This window comes from Bacteroidota bacterium, from assembly GCA_018692315.1.
In the GTDB taxonomy this organism is placed as follows: Bacteria; Bacteroidota; Bacteroidia; order Bacteroidales; family JABHKC01; genus JABHKC01.
This window is the reverse complement of the sequence record JABHKC010000004.1, coordinates 1-12,178: the sequence shown is the minus strand read 5'-3', so window position 1 is coordinate 12,178 and position 12,178 is coordinate 1. Positions and strand designations below refer to the sequence as shown.

The window sequence follows — 12,178 nt, the reverse complement described above, 5'->3', positions numbered from 1 at the left end:
ATGAAAAAATTAATTTTACATTCTGCCATTTCAAACACTATTCTAATTTTAGTTTCTCTACTTCTTTTTTCCTGTACTCAACGCGAAATTGAAAACACTAATCAAGAATTAAAAGATTTTATATCTGATTATGAAGCTAAAGTGATTCTATTAGAGAAAGAATATAATCTGGCATCATTTAATGCATCAATTACCGGGAAAGAAGTTGATTACCGAAAATCAACAACACTCGAAATTCTTTTAGTGAATCTATATTCAAATCAAGAGAGTTTTAAGAAAATTAAAAAAATTAGAGATTCGGGACACATTACCGACAAATTGTTGAAAAGGCAATTAGATATTCTTTATAATAAATATTTGATGCATCAAATTGACGAAAGGAATATGCTCGAATTAATTATGTTGAATAATGATGTTGAGCGGAAGTTTTCAACCTATCGTCCGCGTCATCGAAATCAGGAAATTACGATTAACCAAATTGAAGATATTCTTAAAACTTCTACTGATTCTGAGGAATTGAAGGAGGTTTGGATTGCAAGTAAAAATGTTGGGGATATTGTAGTGGACGATTTTGTGGAATTAGTTAAACTAAGAAATAAAATTGCCAAAAACTTAGGATTTAAAAATTTCTTTGAAATGACTTTGATATTAAATGATCAAGACCCAAAGGAGATTGAGGATTTATATGAAGAATTAGATATCTTAACTAAAGGACCTTATACACAACTGAAAAATGAGATAGATTCTTATTTGGCAAAAAAGTACAAAAAGCGAAAAGAAGACCTTATGCCATGGCACTATCAAAACAGATTTTTTCAGGTTGCTCCTGAAATTTACGAAATAAACCTTGATGAATATTACAAAAAGAAGGATATTGTTTACCTCGCCAAGAAATTTTACAAAAGTTTAGGAATAGATATAGATGAAATTGTAGAAAATAGCGATTTGTATGAAAAGCCAGGCAAAGTTCAGCAGTCTGATTGCAGAGTAATTGAGCGAGGAAAAGATGTTAGAGTTCTATGTAATGTTGAATTGAACTACTATTGGATGAATACTGTCTTATACGAATTTGGATTTGCAGCATACAATAAATATATAGAAGACACGCTACCCTACGTTTTAAAAACTCCTGCACATTTTTTTACAAATGATGCCATAGCAACATTATTCAGTAGGTTTTCTTCACATCCACTTTGGTTAAAAGATGTTGTTGAAATATCTGACGAGGAATATCAAAATATTTCAGAATCGAGTTGCAATAATCTACGTTTAGAGAAATTTGTTTTTAGCCGATTTGCTCAGGTAATGTATAATTTCGAGAAGCGTATGTATGAAAATCCAGATCAGGCATTAAATAAACTTTGGTGGGATTTGGTTCAGAAATACCAACTTTTAAAACGTCCGGCAAGACGAAATAGCCCCGATTGGGTTACTAAAAGCCATATTGTCTTTCAACCATGTTCGTATCACAATTACCTTTTAGGAGAAGTTTTTGCTTCGCAGCTTCATTATTATATTGTCGAAAATGTAGTAAAATCTGACGATTATAGAAATCAGTGTTATACCAACAATAATAAAATTGGAGAATATTTGATCGAAAATATTTTTAAGCCCGGAAACCAATACTATTGGAACGATCTGATTGAAAAAGCTACAGGCGAGAAGCTTTCTGCACAATATTTTTCTAAGCAGTTTGTGAATTAATCTAATTAGTGTCACTAATTTACTACTAAAGATCTAACCTTTAGCTCTCTACCCTGCAATATTTCATTTTCAAAAGAACTGCATTTAGGGCAACTATTGTAGAAATCTTCAACTACAAATTCAGTAGAACATTTCATACATTTTGCTTTTGCAGGAATTATGCGGTATGTAATTTTTGAATTATGTAGAACCGTATTTTTTACGGCTTCAGTCATTGCAAACTCCATAGCTTCTGGAATCACGCCGGAAAGAGTTCCAATTTCAATTTCAATTTCGTTGACAATTTTCGCATTTGATTTGCGAACTTCTTCCTCTGCAATTTCAACTACATTCATTGCTAAAGTTAATTCGTGCATAATTCGTTTTTTTATTGAGGACAAAATTAGTTTTTTGATAAATAATTTTGAAGTTCTAAAATAATTATTTTAGAAAAAATTGTTAAAGCATTGGAGGGCAGTATTTTGAAACTTGTTTTAAAATAAAAAAATCAAATTAAATAAATAATTTTATTTTTTTAGAAATAAATGTAACTTTGCAGCCCTAATTTGTAATTGAATAAAGATTGGGCCCATAGCTCAGTTGGTTAGAGCACCTGACTCATAATCAGGTGGTCCCTGGTTCGAGCCCAGGTGGGCCCACAAAAAAAGCACTTACTGAAATTTTCGGTAGTGCTTTTTTTTATTGCTGTATTTTATTGGCGATTGTATAAATCTATATCATTGCTCTCACAAATAGCCAAGTTGTTTGTTTAATCAGACAAGAAATACTTGTTCAGCGATTTTTATAGCTGCTAAATCTTTTCCAGTTCAATAGTAAAGTGTCTCATAATTTCAGCTTCTTTAACAATTTTGTATCCAGTTGAGATTTCTTTCCTTCTGTCGAATACGTTTTTCAAAGCAACTGCCACTACATCCATATGATTGTTCGTGTAAACACGCCGTGGAATAGCTAACCTTACATATTCTATTGATGGGTATCTGTTTTCTCGCGTAACTGGATCTCTATCGGCTAAAAGTGTCCCAATTTCAACGCCACGAACACCAGCTTCAAGATACAATTCTACCGCAATAGTTTGAGCAATATATTGGTCTTTAGGGACATTTGGAAAAAAATGATTTGCGTTCACATAAATTCCATGTCCACCTACTGGTTTCTGGAAATGTATCCCAAATGCGTCGAGCTTATTCCCTAAATATTCAACTTGCTTTATTCGTGTTTCGAGATAATCAAATTCAGTAGCTTCGTCTAAACCTTGAGCTACGGCATTCATATCGCGTCCCGACATTCCACCGTAAGTAATATAGCCTTCGAACATGATATTAAAAAGTGAAGCATTTTTGAAAACCTGTTCGTCATCAAATGCTATAAAACCACCCATATTTACAATGCCATCTTTTTTGCTACTCATAGTAACATAGTTGGCATACTGAAACATTTCTTTTACAATTTCCTTAATTGTATGATTTTCATAACCTTTTTCTCTTATTTTTATGAAATAGGCATTTTCGGCAAAACGGGCAGAGTCAAACAAAATCTTAATTCCGTATTTCTGTGCTAAACTATGTACATCTTTGAGATTTTGCATAGAAACAGGCTGGCCTCCAGAAGAATTACAAGTTACTGTTACGCATATGATTGGGATGTTTTCTGTGGGATTGTTTTTCAAAACATTTTCCAATTTTTCTAAATCAATATTTCCTTTGAAAGGATGATTTATTTCTGTGTCGAAAGCTTCGTCGATAGTACAATCAATTGCTACGGCTTTTCTAAATTCAATATGTCCTTTTGTTGTGTCGAAATGCGAGTTGCCGGGAATTAAATTTCCTTCCTTCAGGAGCACCGAGAAAAGAACATTCTCTGCCGCTCTTCCTTGATGAGTTGGTAGAAAGAAATCGAAACCAAGAAGCTCTTTGATAATGTTTTTATACTTATAATAGGAACTAGCTCCGGCATAGCTTTCGTCTCCTACCATCATTGCCGACCATTGTTTATCGCTCATAGCGCCGGTTCCAGAATCGGTAAGAAGATCAATATAAACCTGTTCACTTTTCAGATTGAATAAATTGTAATTAGCTTCTTTTATCCACTTCTCTCGTTCATTTCTAGTGCTTCTTTTGATAGACTCAACCATCTTGATTTTATATGATTCTGCAAATGGTAATTTCATAATTTTGTTTTCTTTAAGTAAAATGATAATTTGAATAAAAATAAATAGTGGGAATGATAAATATTATTTAGAAGCAAGGACAAATAATATTTATAAATCTATTTTTAACTTTTACAATCTCTCTCATAGTTTATATTTATTGCAAATGTAACAATATTTTTAAAATTGCAATTTGATTTTTTTGTTTGGATAAAAGCTTTTGTAAATCAATGTTTCGTTGTTTGTAATTTTTATTTCCGGATTAAATCTTATTGTATTTTATTCTTTTTTCATTCAAAAAACATTTTTAGTTTTACTGCAAAATGAGTTAAAAAATTGAATAAGTATATGGCGGCATTGCATTCAACGCATGGTATTGTTTTACATCAAATTAAGTATCTGAGTTCGAGTATTATCGTTCAGATATATACTGAAAAATTCGGCAGGTTAGCATTTATCATAAAGGGTGTGAGGGGCAAAAATGCAAAAATTCGGGCAAATCTATTTCAGCCCCTTTTTTTGCTCGATATGGAAATCTATTTTAAAGATTCCCGGAATTTACAAATGGTAAAAGAAATTAAGAATATTGCACCATTTTCTTCAATTCCTTACGATATATATAAAAATTCAATGGCTATTTTTCTTGCGGAGGTTTTATTCAAAACAATTAAAGAAGAAGAACCGAATAAAAACTTGTTCGATTTCCTATTTAATTCAATAAAGCTTTTTGATACTCTTGAAAACAAATTTTTAAACTTTCATTTAATATTTTTGCTTAATTTGAGCAAATATCTTGGTTTTTACCCAAATAATAATTTCTCTGAACCTTTGAAATATTTCGATTTGATGAACGGTGAATTTGTTGCAAACAACTCAACTCATTTGTATATTCTCAATGAAACTTTAAGTTTTGATTTTTACAAATTGTTGAATATTTCTGTTAATGAGCAAGAAGATTTTGTTATTTCAAATAAAACGAGAAACAATCTTTTGGCTACAATAATTCAGTATTATTCTTTGCATATTGCATCTTTCAAAGAAGTTAAATCGCTGGAAATTTTCAAGCAAGTTTTTAATGATTGAAAATTTGTTTTGGTTCTTTTTTCTGGACTTAGCGATAAAACAATATTGAAACATAATCCACAACTTCAGTAGATGGCGTAATTTCACCGGAATGTCCAATTTTTAGAATTTTGTTTTTAGGATTTTCCAGAAGTAGTTTCGAATACTCAATTAAAGTCATAATAGGTCCATAGCCGCAGATAGAAATATTGTGTTTTCTAATTGTCTGATAAACTTTTTCAGAGTTAAACTTTAATATTTCGTCAATTACTAAACTATCAATTTGTTTTCCATATTCGGGTTCAACAAAATGAGAAAAATCTGATGATGCAATAATTAGAATTTTTTTTCCGAATTTTTTATTTGACTCATAAATTAAGCCTGCAAGTTTTTTTGCATTTTCAGGATTCTGATTTGAAATTGTTATTGGAAGAATTTTGAATTGATAGTTTAAATAATGTTGCAAAAATGGAAGCATCACTTCGCCGGAATGTTCATATTTATGGGCATTTGCAGATTTTGGCAACTTTAAATCTTCTTGAAAATCCTGATCAATTTCAACAATTCCGAGAGGAGTTTCCCAAAAGTCATTTTCATCTAAAGCTATTTCAGGTTCATAACCAGTGTGATTCGGATTAACTATAAAAACAGTATCGAATTGCTCCTTTGAATTTTTTATTATTTCAAAAAAATGAGTAGCTTGATAGGCAGAAAACATATATCCTGCATGGGGTACTACGCCGCCAATTATTGATTTTTCTGAATATTCTGTCAAAATATTATTTCGTTCGAGCATATTGATGCTATCAAGCTGGTCGATAATTGCATTTTTTTTTGCCGGATAAAATTTGCCAGCTACATAAGATTCACGTATTTTCATATTTTGCATATATTTCAACGAAAATTATTTTTCTTCAATCATATTAAATTTATATCTGTCTAAAAAACTCTCTTGAAGATATCTTCGTTTCAAATGTAGCCCATCTTTAAATTTATCTTCGCTTAAATATCTGATATTTTTAAAATAATCGACAAACAGATAATCCAAATTTAGTTCTCTAATTTGGGTTCTCATTTTTTTCCAGTTATTTGTTTTTTTATATAATTTTTCGGAAACAGGAGGCGAAATTATTTTGAGTTCAATATTATTTGCTACGCATAAATCATTCAGTTTTAGAAGATAATGAATTGAAACATCCGACAAAATATCTCGGTCTGAACGTTTTTTACCTTGTGCATAATCAATATCGGAGAGCGGTAGCATTTTGCTGGCCATTGGAAGCACAAGATAACTTCTCGGAAATTGGTCAAATTTTGAATAAAGAAAGGAATCAAAATGTTTCAGATTTTCAAAGGTAAAAAAAGGCAAAGTGAAATTATTATAAACTTGCTTTCTTTCGAATTTTGTATTTATTTCTTGCGGTACGCTTACCAAAACTACGGTTTCGATTTGTGGATTGTTTTCAATGGCATTGTAAGTAAGAATGTAATGTCCTGCCATAAGAATTGCTGCATTGCAAGTCAGCGAATTTCTTGTTTTTTTAAAGTTAAAAATCTGATCTGCAACACTATCTCCTATGTAAATTGTTTTCGAATCTATTTTCTTTTTGCTTCTTACTATTCGTTCGTAAACATTGTACCATTGCTCCGATAAAATAGCCGGTTTCCCTGAAGGAATTACAAGATTTGCAATCGTGCTAAGAATAATAAATGCGAGCACAAAAAATAATATTATTTTAATTAGAAATATTTTCATCTTAAAACTGGAAATAAATAAATTCGACTTCGTTAAAATTCCCAAAAAATACACCTATAAAAAGAACGAAAAAATAAAAACTCCATCGGAAAATTAAATTCCACTTTTGAATTTCGAGTGCGTGTTCTTTTTTTCGCTGAATGTATTCAAAAACAACGAGAAAGATTATAAAAATGCCTGAAAGTAAAACTTTTCCTTTCAAATTTGGAGTCTCAAAAAAACTTTCTGATAAGATTGTGTTAAAAATTGAAAAAGCCTGACCGACATTCTCTGCTCTAAAAAGAACCCATGCAATTGTTACAAGAAAAAATGTACCAATTGTTTGTATAAAAACTAATACTGGATTTTTCTTTTTAATTTTTAGTTTTCGTAAGGTTTTTTTCCTGAATTTTTTAGTAATATGCGAAACAACGAGATATAATCCATGCAGACAACCCCACAGTACGAATGTCCATTTTGCGCCATGCCAGAGTCCGCCCAAAAACCATGTGAACGAAATGCCAACTACATAGCCCCAAACTTCGGCTTTTATGCTTAGGAATTTTGGATTTTTTATTTTGTTCATTGTCCAGTAGGCTGTTGGCAGGAACAAATAATCTCGAAGCCAGGTAGATAAGGAAATGTGCCATGTTCGCCAAAATTCCGCCATGTCTTTTGAGAAATACGGAAAAGCAAAATTTCTCATCAGTTTGAAACCAAACAAACGAGCTGTGCCAATTGCAATATCGGAATATCCGGAAAAGTCGCCATATATTTGAAATGCAAAAAGTATTGCAGCAATAAACAGCGTACTACCGGGCATAGTATCCGATTTTTCAAAAATTTCGTTTACGAAAGTGGCTGCATTATCGGCAATTACAATTTTTTTGAAAAGCCCCCAGAGAATTTGTCTCATTCCATCTTTTGCTTGAAGCAAATCGAATTTTCGTTTTTTCGTGAATTGGGGCAGCAGGTTAGATGCTCTTTCTATTGGTCCGGCTACAAGTTGAGGGAAAAAACTTACAAACGAAAAAAAAGCAATAATATCTTCGGTAGGTTTTAGGCGGTGCTTATAAATATCTAATGTGTAACTCAATGTCTGAAATGTGTAGAAACTAATTCCGACAGGCAACACAATATTTAAAGTTCGGGCTTGAAATTGCATTCCGAAAAACGAAAAGGCATCAATAAAAGAATCAACAAAAAAGTTATAATATTTGAAAAAACCTAGAAAGCCTAGGTTGACAAACAAACTAGCAAAAAGAAGAATTTTCCGATTTAGTTTTTTTTCGGTTTTTTCAATATTTATCCCAATTATGTAATCGACAAGCGAACTTACAAAAACTAAGGAAAGAAAACGCCAGTCCCACCATCCGTAAAAAACATAGCTTGCTACCAGCAAAAGAATATTTTGGAGTTTGAGGTTTTTGTTTGTTACAAACCAGTATAAAACAAAAACAATTGGCAAAAATATTGCAAATTCTATCGAATTAAATAACATATTATCTTTTTACAAAAAACTTACAAATATATAAATTGTGGCATTTTAGCTTTCGGATTATTTACAAATTAAAAAATTTTACACATTTATTTTTATAAAAATCGAATAAAAAATATAATCAAATAAAATAAATATAGTTTTGTAGTTTAAGAAAATTTAAAATGTTTGATTATGAGATTGAAGGAAATTTATAAGAGTACAAAAATCAGAATTGCAACAATAGTTCTGGTCCTTTCAGGATTTGTATTGGTAAGTTTCGATAACGATGATTTTGAAATTGTAAAAAATCTGGATATATATTATACACTATTTCGGGAACTTAACTTAATTTATGTTGACGAAACCGATGCCGGCAAATTAGTAAAAACCAGTATCGACCAGATGCTAAAATCATTAGACCCATACACAGTTTATATTCCCGAATCGAAACTTGAGGATTATAAATTTATGACAACCGGTCAGTATGGAGGAATTGGTGCCTTAATTAGAAATTCCGGTGATTTTACATTAATTGCTGAACCCTATGAAGATTCGCCAGCAATGAAAGCCGGACTAAAAGCCGGTGATATAATAATTGAAGTTGACAAAAAATCTATAAAGGGTAAAGACTCGGACGAGATTAGCGAAGTTCTAAAAGGGCAGCCAAATACTCCGGTTGACTTGCTTATTGAACGTCCGGGCGAAGAAAATAAATTTACGAAAACTCTTATTAGAGAGGAAATTAAAATAAAAAGTGTTCCATATTTTGATATGTTGAACGAAGAGATTGGGTATATAAGTTTATCGCAGTTTACTATGAATTGCAGCAATGATGTTAAAGAAGCATTGATTGATTTAAAAGAAAATCGTAATGCAAAATCAATAATTCTCGATTTAAGAAGCAATCCGGGTGGTTTGTTAATGGAAGCTGTAAAAATTGCAAATCTTTTTGTTGAAAAAGATCAGGAAATTGTTAGTACAAAAGGAAAAGTAAAGCAGTGGAACAAAACATATAAATCTACAATGCCAGCCTATGATTCAGAAATTCCAATTATAGTTCTCGTAAATAGCGGTTCGGCATCGGCATCAGAAATTGTTTCGGGCGCTATTCAAGATCTCGATCGGGGTGTAATTGTTGGGCAAAGAACTTTTGGAAAAGGATTAGTTCAGGCAACGAGAGACCTTAGCTACAATTCAAAACTAAAAGTTACTACTGCAAAATATTACATTCCGAGTGGCAGGTGCATACAGGCTCTTGATTATTCAAACAGAAATGATGATGGAAGTGTAGGCAAAATTGCTGATTCTATAATAACACAATTTTCTACAAAAAATGGCAGAAAAGTATATGATGGCGGTGGGATAATGCCAGATATTATTACTGAGCCAAAAACAATTAGCAATATTAGTATCAGCCTTGTCTTGAAAAATCATATTTTCGATTTTGCTACACAATATTGTCTTAAACACGATTCTATTGTATCTGCAAAAGATTTTGTTTTCGCTGACAAAGATTATGAAGATTTCAAGAATTACATATCAGATAAAGATTTCGATTACGAATCGAATAGCGAATATAATTTCAATAAGCTGAAAAAAATTGCCGAACAGGAAAAATATTTTGATATGGCAAAAGAAGAATTTGATGCACTTTACGAAAAAATTAGGCACGATAAAAACAAAGACCTTCAAATATTTAAAGATGAGCTTATTGAGATTTTAAGCGAAGAAATTGTTAGTAGATATTATTATCAAAAAGGTCGTATCCAGAAATCTTTCGAATATGACAATGATATTAAAAAGGCAATTAGCTTGTTGGGTGATAATGATGAGTATAATAAAATATTGAAATAGAACTATGCTGAACCGTGTTGGTATTAATAGCGAAACAAATTCGCTTGTTTAATATATTGGTTTAGTGTAAAAGTTTACAATTGGGATATCTACAGTCAATGCTATACTAAATCTAGAATAACTATCGCCAAAAGTACCTTCTTCCATCTTGACTTCTCTTAATAATGGTCCAATTTGATAACCAATATTAAATGATAAAGGACTTTTTGGAATACCAAATGAATAAAAAATTCCCGGTGATATAATATCTTTCAATTGAATATTTGGAACACTTTCAGTGAGAGTGTCCGTAAACCTAAATGCGACTAAAGCTCCCAGATCAATAATTGAAACAAATATAGAATGGGAAGAATGGTTTTTGCATTTTTTAAATAGTGCACCCTTGCTTATTGCTAATCCTACTGGAGCTGTAACCCCCCAACTATTTATTTTTTGATATTTACAAGTCCAAGGTTTGTCTACATCTTTTATTACTTCTCCACCAACAAATAATCCACAGTATGCATTTAATGAAACATTGAATTTGCTTTCTCTTTTTATTCTTGCCGAACCGGCAGGCAAAACAGTTGATTCAATAATATTTTGTACTTCCAGAGAATTTTCTGCCGTAGCAATGTTTGCTATAAAAGTTCCATATTTGAAAATTAAGGCTCTTGTATAATTTAATTTTTCGTATTTTTTAATTTCAGTTTCAACTATTTTAATGATTTCATTATGATATTTCTTAATTTCACCTTTAGAAGGTTCTCCTTTTACAGAAAGATTTCTAATTTTTTTGTCAATTTTATCATTAGATTCTTTCGTAATTTTATACAAATTTTTTTTGTCAAAAGAAGAGATATTTTTCTTTACGGTTTTTTTATTTGCTCGAATGTCACTTTTTATTTTATTGTATTTTTTAATATCATTTGTAAAACTTTGTGAAAATAAAGTATCAAGAATACAAACAGTATTAACAATTGCTGAACTGTAGTTTTTCTGATTTATATTTAAATACAAATCACCGATTCTTCTGGCGACATAACAATAAGTATTAAATTCGGGAAATTCTTTTATGTTAATATAAGGAAGTTCTTTCAAACGATCAGCTATCTCTATTAAGTCAAGGGTAGCATCGAAGTATTTATAATAGTCATTATAAGTACGCTCACTTTTCTTTTTATTCGTTATCTCGTGAAGATATTCTTCAATAGTGCTGGCGTGATCAATAAAATCCTCTATGAATAGTTTGTATAGTTCTATTGAATCATTCTGATTTTTCAACTTGTCAAGAATAATTCTAAGGGTTGTCTTTTTGAATTCAATATCGCTAGCTTGTTGGTATATCAGGCCAAGGTAAATATTAAAAGTTGTTTTATCAAAAAGCAATTTCAAAGAATCAGGAGATATCCAATAATGCTCTTTTGATTTTGATTTTAATGAATTTGAAAACAAATTAAGAGTTTTAACAGAACCTGATATATTCTCATGTAATGAATCAATATATTCCTTTTTAGAATACTCATCAAATATAGTTCCCGGATGTTTATTTTTTGATAAGTTGTCAATAATAAAAAAAGAACTTTGAATTATTGCCTTTAGTTCTTCGTTTTTTTTAAAATATCTCATATATTTTTCGCTATTAATAACATCTTCTAAATTTACAAATAAGTTAGCCAGATCTTGTTGAAATGCTTCTCTCATGCTACTTAAGTAAGCATTAAACTGATAAATATCCTCATCCAAGAAACTCAAAATATTATATGTTTGGGGAAATAAAATTTTAAGGTCGTCATATTCCGACTTTTTCATTTCTTTTTTGAATTTTTCAAAAAAGGCAATGCTTAATTCTTGTTTTGTTCTTTCAACTATAAAACGAGCCAGGCCATCAGCAAAGTCGGTTACGTTAAGGCCGCCGACGGTGGAAACAAAACTTGCCGGTGACAATATAGACTTATCATCCATTTGACCTCTATTGCCTTGTGTTTTTGGTAAATAGATATTCGGTAAAGCCTCTTTGAGATATGAGTTTGCTTTTAAATCTTCTTTATTTTTTATTCTATAATCAATTAAAATCTTTCTAACCTGATTAATTCATAAACTTTTTTTTCATAAACGTTTCTACAATTTTCATGCTCAAATATATTAACATTGATGAGTTTTAGTTAATTTTTTTATTCAATTTTAAATTTTACCGAATTTTATTTTGAATGATTCT

The 12,178-nt window shown here is 30.8% G+C and carries 9 protein-coding genes and 1 tRNA gene; 4 read left to right on the top strand and 6 right to left on the bottom strand.

Annotation, left to right across the window (positions count from 1 at the left end):
- On the top strand, positions 1 to 1,704 hold the full coding sequence (locus tag HN894_00195; GenBank protein MBT7141724.1) for a peptidase M3: 1,704 nt from the start codon (positions 1 to 3) through the stop codon (positions 1,702 to 1,704).
- Between the two features lie 14 nt (positions 1,705 to 1,718).
- On the opposite strand, the gene hypA is transcribed toward HN894_00195, so the two are convergent.
- A complete protein-coding gene (hypA, locus tag HN894_00190) occupies positions 1,719 to 2,060 on the bottom strand; it encodes a hydrogenase maturation nickel metallochaperone HypA (protein MBT7141723.1) in 342 nt (113 codons plus the stop codon).
- Positions 2,061 to 2,268: 208 nt separating this feature from the next.
- Between hypA and HN894_00185 the strand changes: the two genes are divergently transcribed.
- Positions 2,269 to 2,342: transfer RNA gene (locus tag HN894_00185), tRNA-Ile, on the top strand.
- Between the two features lie 152 nt (positions 2,343 to 2,494).
- Here HN894_00185 and HN894_00180 read toward each other — a convergent pair.
- Complete coding sequence (locus HN894_00180; protein ID MBT7141722.1) at positions 2,495 to 3,871, bottom strand: tryptophanase; 1,377 nt, start codon at positions 3,869 to 3,871, stop codon at positions 2,495 to 2,497.
- A gap of 327 nt (positions 3,872 to 4,198) precedes the next feature.
- Here HN894_00180 and recO point away from each other — a divergent pair, with 327 nt between their 5' ends.
- A complete protein-coding gene (gene recO, locus HN894_00175; protein MBT7141721.1) occupies positions 4,199 to 4,933 on the top strand; it encodes a DNA repair protein RecO in 735 nt (244 codons plus the stop codon).
- 28 nt (positions 4,934 to 4,961) lie between these two features.
- On the opposite strand, the gene amrB is transcribed toward recO, so the two are convergent.
- The 3 genes from amrB to HN894_00160 are packed head-to-tail and all read right to left on the bottom strand — an operon-like array spanning position 4,962 to position 8,148.
- Positions 4,962 to 5,792 (bottom strand): AmmeMemoRadiSam system protein B, encoded by an 831-nt coding sequence (amrB, locus tag HN894_00170; GenBank protein ID MBT7141720.1) that lies wholly within the window; start codon positions 5,790 to 5,792, stop codon positions 4,962 to 4,964.
- A gap of 24 nt (positions 5,793 to 5,816) precedes the next feature.
- Positions 5,817 to 6,632 carry a hypothetical protein gene (locus HN894_00165; GenBank protein ID MBT7141719.1) on the bottom strand — a complete coding sequence of 272 codons (816 nt, stop codon included), beginning with the start codon at positions 6,630 to 6,632 and terminating at the stop codon, positions 5,817 to 5,819.
- Positions 6,633 to 6,669: 37 nt separating this feature from the next.
- Positions 6,670 to 8,148: an MBOAT family protein gene (locus HN894_00160; protein ID MBT7141718.1), complete on the bottom strand. Its 1,479-nt coding sequence runs from the start codon at positions 8,146 to 8,148 to the stop codon at positions 6,670 to 6,672.
- A 171-nt stretch (positions 8,149 to 8,319) separates the two neighbouring features.
- Here HN894_00160 and HN894_00155 point away from each other — a divergent pair, with 171 nt between their 5' ends.
- The gene (locus HN894_00155) at positions 8,320 to 9,981 is read left to right on the top strand and encodes a S41 family peptidase (protein MBT7141717.1); all 1,662 of its coding nucleotides are present in this window, start codon (positions 8,320 to 8,322) and stop codon (positions 9,979 to 9,981) included.
- A 48-nt stretch (positions 9,982 to 10,029) separates the two neighbouring features.
- Here the strand turns inward: HN894_00155 and HN894_00150 are convergent, their stop codons facing one another.
- On the bottom strand, positions 10,030 to 11,925 hold the full coding sequence (locus HN894_00150; protein MBT7141716.1) for a hypothetical protein: 1,896 nt from the start codon (positions 11,923 to 11,925) through the stop codon (positions 10,030 to 10,032).
- Positions 11,926 to 12,178 lie beyond the last annotated feature (253 nt).